Origin of the sequence: Listeria swaminathanii, assembly GCF_014229645.1 — a bacterium.
GTDB classification, from domain to species: Bacteria; Bacillota; Bacilli; order Lactobacillales; family Listeriaceae; genus Listeria; species Listeria swaminathanii.
The window spans coordinates 506,275-522,790 of record NZ_JAATOD010000002.1; the positions used below are offsets into that span (position 1 = coordinate 506,275).

The following is a 16,516-nucleotide window of genomic DNA, read 5'->3' on the forward strand; positions in this document are numbered from 1 at the left end:
ATACATCCCTCGTTCCCGTCTCCATGCCAACACGACCAATCCCCGAGCGTGGCATTTCTTCCGTTCTCATATTAGCAAAAAAACTTTTCGGAAACATCCGTCTCTGTATGGAGTTTTTCACTTATGTTCACTTTTTTTGGTACACAATTTGTTCATCAACAACCGTCATCATCACAGGTATATCGCGAAGTTCCACGTGTTCTAGCCGAAATGGATCTTCTGCTAAAATCGTAAAATCAGCTACAAATCCTGGCGCAATTTTTCCACGTGTATCCGTTTTATAACTCGCAAACGCGGCACCTTTTGTATATAACTGAATGGCTTCAAATACAGTAAGCGCCTGTTCCGGCCAATATGTTGTGCCGTCCAAATCCGCATTCGCAGTCCTCGTAACAGCCGCATGAATTCCCCAGAACGGATTCGGCACTTCAATCGGCGCATCACTCCCACCAGCTAACGGAAACCCCGCGTCTAAAAGGGACTTCCAAGCAAAAGCAAACGGCGGATGATTTTCGCCAAGCACATCTACAGCCCACGGAAGATCACTAGCCATAAATTGTGGCTGTACATCAAATAATACAGGCAATCCCGCGGCTTCTGCTATTAGTTCTTCTGTTAGCCAAGGTGTGTGAATTAGTCTATCGTATTGGCCTTTTTTAGGTGGATGTGCCAGTAAAGTACGAATCACATTGGCAAAAGCTTGATCTCCTAAAATATGAATCGCCACAGGCAACCCTGCTTTTCTTGCCGTTTTAACTAACTCTTCAAAAGCCTCATCGGAATGAATTTGCAGACCTTTTTCATTCGGATTATCCGCGTATCCCGCACTCATTAACGCCGTCCGAGAGCCAACTGTTCCATCATAGAAAATTTTCATAGCTCCTAATTCTAAAAATGCATCACCACTTACAAAACTTTCTTTAGAAGCCGAAAAAGCAGCTAGTTCCGCATGGTGAATGAGTAGATGCGCACGAAATGGTAATTGATGCGCACCAACTGTGTTTCGAAAAGCAGCCAATGTCGACTCAAATCCGGTGAAATAATGTAAATCTTCCGAGTGGGCTCCGGTAACTCCTTTAGACCATAGATCCGTTATTGCGAGTTTTAACCAAGCGTTTAATTCAGACGATGTAGCCGCTGGAAAGGCATCTATCGCTAAAGTGGTGGCATTATCTCGTAAAACACCCGTAAAGCACCCTGCTTCATCACAAACAATTTCACCTCCGCCATCAAAACCAGTTTCCGAAAAATCCGTAATCTCTGCGCGTAATGCCGAATTTATCGACACGCTATGGTAATCAATCCGCCTCACTAAAATCGGGTTCGTTTTACTTACTGCATCCAAATCAGCTAAAGAAATCAATGTTTGTTCATCAGACCATTTATTTTCATCATAACCTTCTACAAACAACCACTCATCACTTGCAAGTTGTTTTGTTCGTTCCGCAACAAGGGACAATGCTTCCTTTTTGGTCGCCGTCTGGTTTAAATTCAGTCGTTCCAAAGCTTGTCCATACCAAAGCAAATGAATATGCGCATCAACAAATCCTGGAAATACCACGTTTCCTTCCAAATCAATCGTTTCTGTGATTTCTGCTGCATATTGTTTTTCCAACTCCGCCTTTTCTCCAACCGCGCAAATATAACCATTTTCCGTTAAGACTGCAGAAACTTGATCTCCTTCTGCCGTCATTTGATAGAATGTACCATTTTTCCATAATTTCATTTTTTATTCCCCCTGATTGACGGAAATTTTCATGGCAGCTTTTTCTTGTTGGTCCTTTTTCTGTAGAATTTGTTGTAAAGTGATGCTAATTAGCGCGCATCCAAGTAAAATAAATGCGCCAATGAATAACGCTTTGATGCCGCCAAGATTTTGAACAACGATTGCGCCTAAAAATGGTGCAAGCATTCGAGCGGCTGTTGCCATCCCGTTCACAAGTCCTTGATACAAACCAGCTGCCCCTTTTGGTGCAAGTTGGTAAGCAATCGTTGGAATCGCTGGCCATGCAAACATCTCGCCGATTGTTAAGAAAGTCATCCCTAGCACAAAACCACTATACGCACTTGCATTCATTGCAACGACAAAAGATAAAACAAATAATAAAATACCAATATAAATTTGCGCAAGTAAGTATTTTTTAAATCGGTTAACAACAGGAATTAACACCAGCTGTCCGAGCACGATAAGCGCTCCATTTAAACTCCATAAGTTTCCGTATTCGCTAGATGTTACCCCTTTTATTTCGGTCATATAAGTAGATAAATTCGACTGCCACTGCACGTGCGGCAATTGGCAAAGTAAATAAGTAAGCAGCAATAGCACAAAAGAGCATAGTGCGAGTTTGGTTGGAAATTCTCGTTTTGCTCCTTTTTTACGATGTTTCGTTTCGGCGCTTACCTTCTCTGATTTCCAGTCAATCTTATGGAAATAGAAGAAAAAGTATGCCGCAAAAGCAATCGCAAATACAAAAGAACCGATGTATACTTGGCTCATTCCTTGTTTCGCTAAAAGTCCTGCGAGCAGTGGCCCAATCGCAACTCCAATATTTTGCGCCACATAAATTGCATTAAACCCAGTTCTCCCACCAGTTGGATGCGTTAATCCTGCAGCTGCATAAAGACCTGAGAAAACCATCCCCATCGCGATCCCCACTGCCCATAAATTCCAAATAAAGAACGGAAATCCGTGAAAGAAGCATAACGAAGCTGTTGAAAGCACTAAGATAATTGTGCCAATTGTAAGCGAAATAAAACCAGAAAAACGGTCGAAAATAAGTCCACCGATAATACTAGAAATAATACCTACTCCTGAATTAATCAATAATACTAATGAAGCATTCGTTGTCGACATGCCCAATTCTTGCGTCATGTAAATCATATTGAAAGGCCAAATAAACGAGAGCCCTGTATATAGTAACACCATTCCAATAATAACAATCCATAAATCTTTTGGTAACCATTTTGTCATTTCCTACACTTTCCCTTCATTAAAACTCACCTTTTTTAGGTTATCACACCCAACCACTTTCGAAAAGAAAAATTTCACCAAAAAACCACCTAGCAAAATTTGCTGGTGGCTAATAAGGGACTGGCGATAAATCCCTATCATGGTTACTTCTAAGTGTACTATGAATTCGACTTTTTGTCTTTGCTAATATAGGAAATATTTCAATTAATTTTTTTTAACAATTTATCATACAATAAATCTCTCAAATAACCATGAAACTGCGGTACATCTATTTCGAGATAATAGCCCAACTCATAAAGAATATGCTGTTTTTTCAGTTCATTAACTTGAGAAACACATATTTCTTTTGGAACTTCTTGCATGATTTCTTGGCGAAAAAAGTCTTGTGCTATTTTCCAAGAGTTTGTATGAAGTCTATGCGGCATTTCAGTAATAAACCACTTAATGCAATCCTCTTTTCTTCTATTTAAAAAGTTCATTTCTATGGCAGCTAAATCTTCAACATGCACATTGCCCATGATTTTCAATATATCGGCTACATATGCTAAAGGAATTTTCCAAGCTACGGTTTTGCAAAGCGGCCGAATTTTTGTTGCTTCTCGAGTAAAACCAAGAATAGTCCCTTTTCCCCAAGAACTGTTTCTTTGGGCAAATTGCGTTACCTCGCCTTCATCAATTGCGTAAACATATTCACTGTTTTCTGGGCAATCAATGATTTCATCCTCGTCCCAATAGACTAGTTCTGCTACTTCTTGAAACCTTGGATTATTTGTCAAAGTAAGCATTAATTCCATAGTAAACTTTTCTTGCATATATCCCGCCTCCTCAAAATCATTGCGCCATCGCAACTTCCTTTATCATAATAAAAAAAAAGCGAGTGATAAGTTCTCAAAGAACCTTCTCCTCGCTTCTTTTGTCCATTTTGTGACAAAATTACTTATGTTATTTTTACAACGTTAACTTTTTAACATTTTATCGAAAAATAATATAAAAATTTATCTTTACTTTTTAGAGTCCCCTTTACGAATAACCCACCAAAGTGAAAGGCAAGTAACTCCTTGAAGAACAAAAAACAAGCCGAGGATAATACCAATTGCGATCGCTACTAATGTATTGGTAAACAAGGAAATAACCGCAATGATTATCCCTATAATTCCCATAATTAGCAGTAATGTCCACCCCGGAAAACCTTTTACAGCAAAAGCCGTTAAAATTTTCAAAATGGCGGATGCTAATATCCAAATCGCGAATATAATAATGAAAATACGTTCAGCTATATTCGACTCAAAAATGGCAAAACCGCCGACAAGGATAGATAAAATCCCATCAAGCATTATCCATTTGGAAATGCTCCAATATTTACTCTCGCCAAAATAAGAAATAACTTCATTGATCCCATTTAATACTAAAATTATCCCAATAAAAATAGTTAGTGCTTGTAGCGATGTGCTTGGATTAAACATTAAGTAAATCCCAAGACCAATCATCACCACACCGAGAATTAAAACAAAATAAGTGTATATTTTTCTCATATCTTCGCCCCCTCTTTTAATGGTTAGTTAGTAATGATCCTGCCGCTTCATCAATAATAAATACTACATTCGGATGGTTTTGTAAAATCGATGCTGGACAACTTTCGTCAATTGGTCCCTCAAGTAATCCTTTGACCGCCTCAGCTTTACGCTCACCAGAAGCAGTTACTAAGATTTGTTTGGCATCCATCATATCCGCTAGCCCAAGTGTAAGCATTTGGGACGGCGCTTCGTCTTCTTTTAAGTTGTTATACATAATTGTGCTTTTAATAGTAGATTCATCGCTATCTGCTAAAAATAAGCGTGCGTCAAATGGCGTCCCTGGCTCGTTTGCGCCAAGATGTCCATTTACTCCTAAGCCTAAAATTTGTAAATCGCGCTCATTTTCAGCCAAAATTTTCTTATAACGAGCAATCTCGTCTGTGAAATCAGCTAAACTTCCATCTAACAATTCTACTCTTTTTGGCATTTTGGTAATTAAGTCATAGAATTTTTGGTGCATGTACGTGTAAACCGTGAAAGAATCATCGCGCTTTGCCACATATTCATCCAAATTCATTAAAAATACTTTTTCGATTGGAATTTCACCGGCATTAATTCCTTTGACAAGCCCCTCGAACATACCATCAAAACTAGCTCCTGTTGTTGTATTGATAACTGGATTGTCGTTTTCAGTAATGACTTGTTTAACAACTTCCAGTGCTTCTTGTGACATTTCTGTATAAGTTTTTGTTCTGATTAATTTCATTAAAAAATCCCCCTCTATATGCTTTCATTACCCGAACTATCATTTCTAAATCAAGCCATGTTTTTGGAAACTAGCAAATAGGCCGTCTTCGTCTACTGATTTAGTTATATCATCAGCCAGTTGTTTTAATCCTTCTTTGGCGTTCCCCATTGCAATACCAGTTTCACAGTATGTGAGCATCTCCGCATCATTCATACCGTCACCAATGCCAATCGTGTCTTTTTGATTGCCACCAGTATGCTTAAGCAGAAACTCAATTGCCGTCGCTTTATGAATATCTGGAACCATTAATTCGCCACTGTCATCACCAAAAATCGGCACAGTACAATGCATTACTTCGAACTTACCGCTAAATTCTTTTTTAATATCTTCAAAAGGAACAGCTTTATTTTCCAAGAAACAAGCTTTGTTCACATCAGTACGATAAAGATTTGTTTCACCGTACGTTAACCCTTGGACAAATGGATGTGGGTTGTTCACTTTTTTCTCACGTGCGATTGGGTCGTTTTCCACATCACCATACACTAATTTATCTAAACGGGCTTCAAGATTTGGACTAGCAAACAGCCCCCCATTTGATTCTAAATAAAAGTCTAATTCTTTTTCCGTAAAGAAATCTACCATATGAACGACATCTTCATCCGCTACTTTTTTATGATAAATAATTTCGTCATCTACTTCAATGTAGCCACCACCAGCACCGATAATACCATCAAAACCTATTGATAAAATGGAATCATATAGTTCGGGTTTTGAACGTCCTGTACATAAATATACTTGATGTCCATTGTTACGTGCTTGAATGATTGCTGTTCTTGCAGATTCTGGAACAAGTCCATCATCACTTACAAGCGTGCCATCCACATCTACAAATACTATTTTTTTCATCATGTAATACCTCTTTTCGCTCGTTAATAGTTTAATTATAGCATTTCTTTGCTGGGAAGGCGCCCCATTATATAACAAAAAAAGCAAGATTCCCATTTTCAGGAAATCTTGCTTTTTGACTTATTTGTTTAGTTTTCTAAAGCCATTAATTTTTGATTATCATCCAGTGCTGATTCGTGCGCATCGTGGCGTTTTTTCAAATGACTCATGGATAGATATAGTAAGCCGACACATGCAATCATGATAATAGTTAGAACGAGCATTGACATACTGTATACATTTGGTCCCATACCGGCTGCCAGTGACTCTCTAAAGGCATAAATCGAGTAAGTCATTGGTAGGAACGGATGGATTAAGTTGAAGAACCATCCTGTAAGTGGCATTGGGAATGTTCCGCCTGATCCCGCTAATTGAACAATGAGTAATACCATCGCGATGAATCGTCCTGGGTTATCAAATGTCATGGCAAGAAGCATGATTAAGAACATATAAGCAAGTGCTGTAATAATCGCTGTTCCGAAGAATTCAACAATGCTATCTGGTCTTAGTCCAAGTGCAATCATGATGCCACCTTCAAGTAGGGCCATCGCAACTGCTGCGACAAAACCAAGTGATAATTTACTTAACCACCATTTGTATGCTGGTTGGCCTTCCATCGAAACACGTCTAATTGGCATAATGAAGTTGAATACCAGTGCACCAACATATAGAGCAAGTGATAATACATATGGTGCTAATGCATGACCATAGTTGCTTACGTGTGTATATTCGTTATGAGCCAGTTTTGTTGGAGAAGCAATCATATTGAATGTTTTATCGGTTGCTTTTGTATCTTTCACTTGTTGTGCTCCGTCAGCAAGTTTATCTGTTAATTCTGTGCTGCCGTCTGTTAATTTAGTCAGTCCATCACCTAATTGGAAAGAACCGTTCGCTAGTTTAGAAGAACCATCGGCAATTTTAGAAGAGCCGTCTGCTAGTTGGCCTACGCCTGAAACTAGTTTTGGTGAGTTCGCTGCTAATTGGTTTAAACCACCTGCTAATTGGCTTGAACCAGCTTGAAGTTGGTTGACCCCGCCAGCTAGCATTGGCACTTTGGCTGCTAATTGGTTTGTTCCACCTTGCAGTTGTGTTGCGCCTGAACGTAATGCGGCTGAATTACTTGCAAGTTTATTACCGCCATTATTTAACTGACTTAATCCATTTTCCATATCTGAGCTACCGGCAGCAAGTTGTCCTACGCCAGAAGTTAGAGTTGGGATTTGGCTGTTAAGTTGATTTGTTCCAGCAACTAATTTCGCGTTACCAGCTTGTGCTGATTTTAATCCCGCAGTTAGTTGGTTCGCGCCGCCAAGTAATGTTTGACTGCTAGAACCATTGATTGCTTGGTGGATGCTGTTGAATGCTTCGTTTGTTCCACCGTGAACTACTTTGTATCCAGCCGAAATTTTCGCTACACCAGTTTGTAATTCTTTAACTTGTGTTTGAAGTGCTGCTAAATCAAGACCAGATAAGCCACTTTGCAATTGTTCGACTGTCGCTACTTGAGTGGCAGATTTTTGTGTTTCTTTATCTAAATCAGCTTGAATAGCATCAATAATTTTTTGTTTATCTTCTGGACTCACACCAGCTGTTGCATTAATTTTTGTTTTAATTGCTTCGGCATCAAAGTTCGCGTTCGATTTAATAAATGTTAAGCCACTTTGTAAATCGGTTAAACTTTTTTGTAATGCTTCTAATTGTTTGGCAAGTGCTGCATCTTCGCCATTTACACTTTTATTTAATTGGTCAATACCTTGTTGTAGGTCGTTCATACCTTGTTTTAATTGCGCAATTTTTCCTTGTGGATCGGTTAAATTACCATCTAACTCTTTTAATCCTGCTGAAAGTTTATTGCTGCCATCAACGAGTGAATCTAAACCTGTTGCAAGGCTGTTTTGACCGTTATTTAGTTGTGTTACGCCAGATGCGAGTGCCGGTACGCTGCCATTCATTTTGTTCAAGCCGTCAGAAAGTGCAGTGGACCCAGTGTAAGCTTTGTTAATTCCACCTGCTAGTGTATCTACGCCTGAAGTATAAGTGGAAACACCGCTTGATAATTTCGTTGCCCCGCCATCAAGTGCCGCCACACCGTCTTTCAGTGGTCCTACACCAGCAGCAAGCGTCGAAACACCTGCATTTAGTTTATCGCCACCAGCGGCCGCCGTATTCACGCCATCTGTGTAAGTTTTCAAACCAACTTCTAACGTATTAGCGCCATCTTTGAAAGTTAACGAGCTATCTGCAAGCGTTTTTAAGTTCGTTGAAATGGTTTTATTACCTTCTTGTGATTTTTCAAGGCCATCTTTAATTTTTCCAGAGCCATCTGCAGCTTGGGCGAACCCTTCACCAGACTCTTTAATTTTATCGAAAATTGCTTCTGCGTAAGATTTTGTTACTTCGGCAGAAACTTCATTTTTCAATTGTTTGGCACCTTGTTCACTTACAACTTGACCTAAATAGTTAAGCGAGCCGTTTGTTTTATAGGATAATTCCATTTTTTTCGGATTTTTATCTAAAACAGATGCTGCATTTTTAGAGAAATCTTTTGGAATCGTGACAATCATATAATATTTGCCATCTTTTAAGCCTTGTTCTGCATCTTCTTTGGAAAGAAAATTCCAATCGAGTTCTTTGTTGCTTTTCAGTTTTGTAACTAACTGATCGCCAACATCCATTGTTTGACCGTTATAATCAACCGGTTTGTCATTGTTAACTACCGCTACTGGTAAATCCCCTGTTTTGCCGTACGGATCCCAGACGGATTTTAAGAAAAAGCTTGCATATAAAAGTGGAATAAACAGAATAACTACAAATGATAAAAGTAATATTTTGTTTTTAAATAATTTTTTCCACTCATTTTTTACCATATCCATTTTACTACCGCACTTCTTTCTTTTAAAGATTTATTACGCTTCGTTCCAATCTATGATAGTGGTTCGTTCTTTCCCAATCACTTGCTCTACTAAAACAGATAATTTTTGTGAGTATAAATAATTAGCGTATTCTTTATCAGCGTTTCTAAAAGCACTTGTAATCGTGTGAATACCGGATTCTGCAAATTCATGATAGTCCGAGAAAACAGTGTGGATTAAGTCTGAATCTGGGTATGTATCGATTTTCCCTTCCACTGCTTCTACAATATCCAACAAATTAATTTCTTCAGGGTCTTTAGCAAGGGTGAAGCCACCATTATTTCCGGAAACTGAATTAATCAGCCCACTCACAACTAGCTTCCTCAAAATTTTACTAATATAAGACGAGGACGAATCACGCAAACGGTGATGAATAGTTACGGAAGAAATGGGAACATCTACCTTCTGGGTGTACAACATCGTCATAATACAAAAAACCTGGTCCATACTTTTGCTCAACTTCATCATTAAATCCTCCCTCTTCCCATTATTACCTTTCAATATCCTTAATGGACATTTAACATCTATATACAATACACCCATTTTTTTTAAAGTGCAAGTGTTTTTTACTAAAAATGGAAAAAATTTAATGAATGCGTTCTTATGAAAAGGTATTCCAACAAATAAGACACGTTAATATGTATATTAACGTGTCTTATCGGTTAACAAAAAAGCATTACCACTAGCATGTTTTTTTAGAACACCCACTGATAATGCTTTTATCGACTTATTTTATACTTTGTGCATAAGAAAAAAATCCAAACAAAGAATCTCTGAAACCTGTAGACATATTTTATATGCTCCTTTTTATATCAACGGAAAATAATTCTGTTCTTAATCAAAATCATAAACATAGACTTCAATACCGTTATCTAAAAGTGTTTTTTTGATGATAGGTTCAATAATTTCCCATTTACCACCAGCTAATCCACACCCAATTCTAGGCATATGAATACTCGCTTGTTGTTCTTTCGCAATTTCACATAATTTTTCTAAGCAGCTTTCCACCGCTTCGTACCGAATAGGCGCACCTTTTGACCCTGTTTTAATTCCTTTCTGCCCAATCATGTTGCAAATACTTATATAATCAGTCACTGGAACTAGTTGAACTTCCCCAAGCTCAAAATTATTCTTATCTTTATACCATTTTCTATAAGCTTTCTCCGGCTCTTTCCACTTGCGAGAAATAGCTAAAACAAAGCCCTTTCCCCAACCACCTACATCATTACAAATATGTGCAATAATTTTATTTCCTTTAGCCATTGGATTTGTTGCGTCGCCTTTTAAATAAGTAATCTGTGTCATTTTTTCACCTCTGTCGATTATTTAAGCATTGTTAACTCATTAATTACTTTTTGTAATTTGCATAACAGATCATTAAAATTATCTGCCATACAAACCATAGTAGGTTCCTCCCAATTCAAATTCTTTATCACAAAAATTTTATATTGCTTCTCATAATAACCAACATCTAAAAGCAAATCATCTGGATATTGCACTTGTAATATATCCTCTTTCAAAAGGTCACTTTGATCAAGAAAAGCAATATGTCCATTTTTAAAATTTAATTTTGAGAACATTTAAATATAAGCCCCTCCTACTAAATTGGTGTTTACCATCTCTATTTATAACACAACTTTCAAGCATAATCTACCATTGAAATAAAGCATTAGCAACGAATCGTTAGCAATGTTGGTACTGTTGTCTCAAAAATTTTCTTGCGCCTAGAAAAAAACTGGAATAATTTTCGAAAACAAACGTGCTAATCTTATAACTGTTCCAACAAACAATGACTTAGGAGGTGCTTTTCTCGTGTTAACTGATGATGTTCCAAAAAAATCACATTTACCATTAATTAAGCATCATTCTAATTATTTATAGCTTCGTTTAAACGTATTTCCGCAAACAAAAATATTTTGGAGGTAATACACAATGACTAAACAAGCAAAGTCTTTAACCTTATTCGGATTTTTCGCCATCACGGCTTCCATGGTTATGACTGTTTATGAATATCCAACATTTGCCACTTCCGGCTTTCATCTAGTATTTTTCCTGCTTCTTGGTGGATTTTTATGGTTTTTGCCTGTTGCTTTATGTGCAGCAGAAATGGCGACGGTGGATGGTTGGCAAGAAGGCGGTATTTTTTCTTGGGTAGGAAACACACTCGGGGAACGCTTTGGTTTTGCCGCAATCTTCTTTCAGTGGTTTCAAATAACAGTTGGATTCGTTACAATGATTTACTTCATTCTCGGCGCGTTGTCCTATGTATTTGATTTCCCCGCGCTCGAATCTAATCCTTTTATTAAATTTATCGGCGTGTTAGTTATCTTTTGGGGGCTTACTTTCTCCCAATTAGGCGGTACGAAAAACACGGCTAAAATCGCTAAATTTGGTTTTATTATCGGTATTCTCATCCCAGCAATCATTTTATTTATTTTAGGTATTGCTTACGTTGCTGGTGGAAATCCACTTCATGTCACTTTTTCCAAAGAGGCGTTTATCCCGGATTTCTCAAAAGCTTCAACATTAGTCATCTTCGTGTCATTTATACTCGCTTACATGGGTGTTGAAGCTTCCGCGAGCCACGTCAATGAAATGACCAATCCAAAACGCGATTATCCGCTAGCAATGATTATGCTCGTTGTTTTAGCTATCGTGCTTAATACAATCGGCGGCTTAACTATCTCCGCTGTGTTACCTTTAAAAGATTTATCCCTTAGCTCCGGCGTTGTGCAAACATTCCAAGCATTAATTTTACACTTTGGTTCCGGCTTAGGTTGGGCAGTAAAACTAATCGCGATGATGATTGCGCTAGGTGTCATGGGTGAAGTCAGTGCCTGGGTAGTCGGCCCATCACGCGGCATGTACACTGCAGCCGAACAAGGCTTACTTCCCGAAAAAATGAAAAAAGTAAATAAACACGGAGTTCCTGTGCCACTTATTATGGTTCAAGGCGTCGTAGTTACCATTTGGGCAGCTATTCTCACATTTGGTGGTGGTGGAAATAATTTATCATTCCTAACTGCAATCTCCTTAACCGTTGTCATTTATTTAGTCGGCTATTTACTATTTTTCATCGGTTACTTAGTACTTATTTTCAAAAAATCGAGCTTAAAACGCACTTACCAAATCCCTGGTGGCAAAATTGTCAAAGTGATTGTGGCGCTAATCGGCTTAATAACATCTGTATTCGCTTTATGTATCTCATTTGTTCCACCAGCATCCATCGCCGCAAAAAGCGATATGACCTACATTGTTATCTTATCAATCAGTTTCATCGTCACCGTGTTAATTCCATTTATCATCTACGCTGTGCACGATAAAAAAGACACCACACCAAAAGATATTACCCATTTAGACTCAAGTGATATCAATAAATTTACCCATCCAAGAGCTCGCGGCGAACATATCATTAATCCCGACGAAAAACATATTATGAATCAAGACAAATTATAGGAGGAAAAAATCATGTTATATAGTAAAGAAAATCAAGAAAGCTATTTAGAACCCGTTTTTGGATCAAGTGCAGAGGATCGCGATATCCCTAAATACACACTTCCTAAAGAACCACTTGAACCTCGAATTGCGTATCGTTTAGTGAAAGACGAACTTTTAGATGAAGGTTCCGCCCGCCAAAACCTAGCTACTTTCTGCCAAACATATATGGAAGACGAAGCAACCAAATTAATGTCCGAAACCTTAGAAAAAAATGCAATTGATAAATCCGAATACCCAAGAACAGCCGAACTAGAAAATCGTTGTGTCAACATTATCGCTGACTTGTGGCACGCTCCAAAAGACCAAAAATTCATGGGAACTTCGACAATTGGCTCTAGTGAAGCATGTATGCTCGGCGGAATGGCGATGAAATTTGCTTGGCGAAAACGCGCTGAAAAACTTGGTCTTGATATTTATGCGCAAAAACCAAACCTCGTTATCTCATCCGGCTACCAAGTCTGCTGGGAAAAATTCTGTGTTTACTGGGATATCGATATGCGTGTCGTTCCAATGGATAAAGACCATATGCAACTCAATACCGACCAAGTCCTTGATTACGTCGATGAATATACAATCGGTGTTGTCGGCATCCTTGGTATCACCTATACAGGTCGCTACGATGATATCTACGCCCTAAACGAAAAACTAGAAGAATACAATAGCAAAACCGATTACAAAGTCTACATTCACGTCGATGCAGCAAGTGGCGGTTTCTTCACTCCCTTTGTCGAACCAGATATCATCTGGGACTTCCGCTTGAAAAACGTTATCTCGATTAACACTTCCGGCCACAAATATGGCCTCGTTTACCCAGGTATCGGTTGGGTCCTTTGGAAAGACAAAAGCTATTTACCAGAAGAACTCATTTTTAAAGTCAGCTACCTTGGCGGAGAAATGCCAACTATGCAAATCAATTTCTCCCGCAGCGCCAGTCACATCATCGGCCAATACTACAATTTCTTACGCTACGGCTTCGAAGGCTACCGCACCATTCACCAAAAAACAAGCGACGTCGCACAATACCTAGCAAATGCGGTCGAACAAACCGGTTACTTCGACATTTACAATGACGGCTCCCATTTACCAATCGTCTGCTATAAATTAAAAGAAGACGCCAATGTAAAATGGACATTATACGATTTAGCGGACCGTCTCCAAATGCGCGGCTGGCAAGTTCCCGCATACCCACTACCAAAAAATCTAGAAAATATCATTATTCAACGTTACGTCTGCCGCGCTGATTTTGGTTTCAATATGGCAGAAGAGTTCATCCAAGACTTCCAAGCTTCCATCGAAGAACTAAACAATGCCCACATCCTTTTCCACGATGCCCAACAATCTGGCGTCCACGGCTTTACACACTAAGAAAAAGGCTAGCCCCTCAAATAGGCTAGCCTTTTTTCATGTTCTTTTATTCTAAGTGACTGAATCGCATTTTCCAAGTCTTCTAAATCCCGATCAAAAAACGCCAAAGAAATTGGAATAATCGTCCCTTGCACCGCTTCCTTCAATTCCATCTCACAGTTCGGATGACAAAGTACAATCGTCGGCTCATTTGACTCCGCTAAAACCTCATTCAACTCCTCCACCGAATGAAACATCGCCTCATTTACCTTCACCTTCCGCCCAAGCTCCTGTTCCACCTGAAACTTACACGACTCAAAATTAATCAAATTAAACGAAAAAATACAAATTTGCACCGGATTATTCCATTTATAAATAAGCGGATATAAATGAATCGTCAAATAATTAATATGCGAATCAATTAACAACGTACGGCGCCCACTCGCCTCATTCCAGCGCTCCAACACACTTTTCACAACCAAGTAAAGCGGCTGATACTTCTTATCCAACAACCGTTCATTACTCGGAATAAGTCCCTGCAAATTAAACAATGTCTTCTTCAAAAAATAACAAAGCGCGGCCCGAAAAAGCGAGTGGTTAACGACTTCCTCCCCAAAATATTCCTCAAACAAATCTATCAAAGACTGTAAATCTTCATTTTGCAAGATTAATTCATTAAACTGCTCAAGCTCCACTTTTTTCATCGAAGCATCAATAATACTAAAATTAGTCGAATAATAAATCAACATCAAATACAAATAATCATTATACGAAAATTCCTGATCAAGCCCTTTTTCCAGTGTTTCCTTGCTACTTTTCCGAACCATATCAAGAAACCTAGACGACTCAATATATTTCTGACACTGTTCATCCAAAATAATCGCACTTGTCGGAATATCCCTCTTGAATACCATCGAAATCAGCGACCGAAAATAAGCATGCCCTTCCGCATTATGCGCCAATGCATCAATATTAATCCGCAAATTCAAAGTCGCCATAAAATCATCAATCAATTTCTTTTCACTATCTAAAAGCGGATAAATACTCACACCATATTCCGCCTGAAGAAGCGCAATCAAATATCGAACCCGGTACTCCTTCCCAGTAATCCGATTATTATTAAGCGTCAAATCAATTTCCCGAAGAAACTCCTCCACCTTATGTTTCAACCGATATGCATGCGAATGCGAAATAAAGTACGCATCCATAAAATCAGTAAACTTACACTCCTCCACATTCGTAACAAAAAACGCCACACATTTCAAAAACATTGAGTTATCATATAATTTATATAAAACCTTGCGCTCCGTCGCCCCGTTTTGCAACTGACATCGATACACCCAATTATCCGCACATTCCTTCATCTGGATAACCATTAAACCAGCAAGTTCCTCATTCAACGCATGAATATCCGACCGCACCGTCACCCGCGAAGTCCCCATATATTCCGCAATTTCATCTAAATTCGTATGCTTATTCTTAAGTAGAAAATCACAAATCAAACATTTCCTTTTGATATCCTTTTCAATATAATTCGTAAGCATAACTATCCTCTCCATGAAAGATTAATCAATAATAGCTTTCAGTCTTCTCCTTGTTAAAACACTCACATATAAATACAAATAGAAATAATTCTAAACTTTAATTTTGAGAAGATTTAAATATAAGCCTCTCCTACTAAATTGGCATTTACCATCTCTATTTATAACACAACTTTCAAGCATAATCTAGCATTGAAATAAAAAAATACCAACGAATCGTTAGAAACGTTGGTACCATAGTATACCGGCGGCCGGGGTCGAACCGGCACGCCCTTGCGGGCACAGGATTTTGAGTCCAGCGCGTCTGCCAATTCCGCCACGCCGGCGTAACAATATAATAAATTATAACTTTAAAACATTAATTATGCAAATGGAGGCGCCAACCGGATTTGAACCGGTGATAAAGGTTTTGCAGACCTCTGCCTTACCACTTGGCTATGGCGCCGTATACTGTTCAATTTAAAAAGCGGAAGACGGGGTTCGAACCCGCGACCCCCACCTTGGCAAGGTGATGTTCTACCACTGAACTACTTCCGCATTAACTGGGCCAGCTGGATTCGAACCAACGCGTGACGGAGTCAAAGTCCGTTGCCTTACCGCTTGGCTATGGCCCAACAATTATATTAAACTAAAAAACAAAAAGGGCGGATGATGGGAATCGAACCCACGAATGCCTGAACCACAATCAGGTGCGTTAACCACTTCGCCACACCCGCCATTATTTTATTATATGGCAGGGGCAGTAGGAATCGAACCCACACTGGAGGTTTTGGAGACCTCAGTTCTACCTTTAAACTATGCCCCTATAAATGGTGGAGGGGAGTGGATTCGAACCACCGAACCCGAAGGAGCGGATTTACAGTCCGCCGCGTTTAGCCACTTCGCTACCCCTCCATATTAAAAAAAAGAAAAAAAGTGGCTTGGGACAGAATCGAACTGCCGACACCTTGAGCTTCAATCAAGTGCTCTACCAACTGAGCTACCAAGCCATAATGGCGGTCCCGACGGGATTTGAACCCGCGATCTCCTGCGTGACAGGCAGG

The 16,516-nt window shown here is 39.0% G+C and carries 13 protein-coding genes and 8 tRNA genes; 2 read left to right on the plus strand and 19 right to left on the minus strand.

Going from position 1 to position 16,516, the window contains the following annotated elements:
- Window positions 1-127: 127 nt before the first annotated feature.
- The 10 genes from HCX62_RS09690 to HCX62_RS09735 all read right to left on the minus strand — a co-directional run bounded on the left by HCX62_RS09690 (window position 128) and on the right by HCX62_RS09735 (window position 10,670).
- A complete protein-coding gene (locus tag HCX62_RS09690) occupies window positions 128-1,726 on the minus strand; it encodes an amidohydrolase (RefSeq protein WP_185638813.1) in 1,599 nt (532 codons plus the stop codon).
- Window positions 1,727-1,729: 3 nt separating this feature from the next.
- Window positions 1,730-2,971 carry an MDR family MFS transporter gene (locus HCX62_RS09695; protein ID WP_185638815.1) on the minus strand — a complete coding sequence of 414 codons (1,242 nt, stop codon included), beginning with the start codon at window positions 2,969-2,971 and terminating at the stop codon, window positions 1,730-1,732.
- Between the two features lie 200 nt (window positions 2,972-3,171).
- The gene (locus HCX62_RS09700; RefSeq protein WP_185638817.1) at window positions 3,172-3,783 is read right to left on the minus strand and encodes a hypothetical protein; all 612 of its coding nucleotides are present in this window, start codon (window positions 3,781-3,783) and stop codon (window positions 3,172-3,174) included.
- 189 nt (window positions 3,784-3,972) lie between these two features.
- Window positions 3,973-4,503 (minus strand): HdeD family acid-resistance protein, encoded by a 531-nt coding sequence (locus tag HCX62_RS09705; RefSeq protein WP_185638819.1) that lies wholly within the window; start codon window positions 4,501-4,503, stop codon window positions 3,973-3,975.
- A gap of 16 nt (window positions 4,504-4,519) precedes the next feature.
- Complete coding sequence (locus tag HCX62_RS09710; RefSeq protein WP_185638821.1) at window positions 4,520-5,251, minus strand: glucosamine-6-phosphate deaminase; 732 nt, start codon at window positions 5,249-5,251, stop codon at window positions 4,520-4,522.
- 45 nt (window positions 5,252-5,296) lie between these two features.
- Window positions 5,297-6,142, minus strand: coding sequence for a Cof-type HAD-IIB family hydrolase (locus tag HCX62_RS09715; RefSeq protein ID WP_185638823.1), 846 nt, complete (start codon window positions 6,140-6,142; stop codon window positions 5,297-5,299).
- 125 nt (window positions 6,143-6,267) lie between these two features.
- Window positions 6,268-9,051: a YhgE/Pip domain-containing protein gene (locus HCX62_RS09720; protein ID WP_185638825.1), complete on the minus strand. Its 2,784-nt coding sequence runs from the start codon at window positions 9,049-9,051 to the stop codon at window positions 6,268-6,270.
- A gap of 33 nt (window positions 9,052-9,084) precedes the next feature.
- Entirely contained in the window at window positions 9,085-9,555 is a 471-nt protein-coding gene (locus HCX62_RS09725; RefSeq protein ID WP_011703051.1) for an Rrf2 family transcriptional regulator, read from the minus strand.
- Window positions 9,556-9,924: 369 nt separating this feature from the next.
- Window positions 9,925-10,395 carry a macro domain-containing protein gene (locus HCX62_RS09730; protein ID WP_185638827.1) on the minus strand — a complete coding sequence of 157 codons (471 nt, stop codon included), beginning with the start codon at window positions 10,393-10,395 and terminating at the stop codon, window positions 9,925-9,927.
- A 17-nt stretch (window positions 10,396-10,412) separates the two neighbouring features.
- A complete protein-coding gene (locus HCX62_RS09735) occupies window positions 10,413-10,670 on the minus strand; it encodes a hypothetical protein (protein ID WP_260490871.1) in 258 nt (85 codons plus the stop codon).
- A 352-nt stretch (window positions 10,671-11,022) separates the two neighbouring features.
- Between HCX62_RS09735 and gadC the strand changes: the two genes are divergently transcribed.
- Window positions 11,023-12,546 (plus strand): glutamate/gamma-aminobutyrate antiporter, encoded by a 1,524-nt coding sequence (gene gadC / locus HCX62_RS09740; protein WP_185638830.1) that lies wholly within the window; start codon window positions 11,023-11,025, stop codon window positions 12,544-12,546.
- Window positions 12,547-12,558: 12 nt separating this feature from the next.
- Window positions 12,559-13,953: a glutamate decarboxylase gene (gad, locus tag HCX62_RS09745; RefSeq protein ID WP_185638832.1), complete on the plus strand. Its 1,395-nt coding sequence runs from the start codon at window positions 12,559-12,561 to the stop codon at window positions 13,951-13,953.
- Window positions 13,954-13,961: 8 nt separating this feature from the next.
- Here the strand turns inward: gad and HCX62_RS09750 are convergent, their stop codons facing one another.
- The 9 genes from HCX62_RS09750 to HCX62_RS09790 form a co-directional block, all read right to left on the minus strand.
- The gene (locus HCX62_RS09750) at window positions 13,962-15,476 is read right to left on the minus strand and encodes a helix-turn-helix domain-containing protein (RefSeq protein ID WP_185638834.1); all 1,515 of its coding nucleotides are present in this window, start codon (window positions 15,474-15,476) and stop codon (window positions 13,962-13,964) included.
- 239 nt (window positions 15,477-15,715) lie between these two features.
- Window positions 15,716-15,799, minus strand: a tRNA-Leu gene (locus HCX62_RS09755).
- 45 nt (window positions 15,800-15,844) lie between these two features.
- Window positions 15,845-15,918: transfer RNA gene (locus HCX62_RS09760), tRNA-Cys, on the minus strand.
- Between the two features lie 20 nt (window positions 15,919-15,938).
- A tRNA-Gly gene (locus HCX62_RS09765) sits at window positions 15,939-16,010 on the minus strand.
- Window positions 16,011-16,015: 5 nt separating this feature from the next.
- Window positions 16,016-16,087: transfer RNA gene (locus HCX62_RS09770), tRNA-Gln, on the minus strand.
- 29 nt (window positions 16,088-16,116) lie between these two features.
- Window positions 16,117-16,189 (minus strand) — tRNA-His (locus HCX62_RS09775).
- A gap of 15 nt (window positions 16,190-16,204) precedes the next feature.
- A tRNA-Trp gene (locus HCX62_RS09780) sits at window positions 16,205-16,278 on the minus strand.
- 5 nt (window positions 16,279-16,283) lie between these two features.
- A tRNA-Tyr gene (locus HCX62_RS09785) sits at window positions 16,284-16,367 on the minus strand.
- A gap of 22 nt (window positions 16,368-16,389) precedes the next feature.
- Window positions 16,390-16,462: transfer RNA gene (locus HCX62_RS09790), tRNA-Phe, on the minus strand.
- Window positions 16,463-16,516 lie beyond the last annotated feature (54 nt).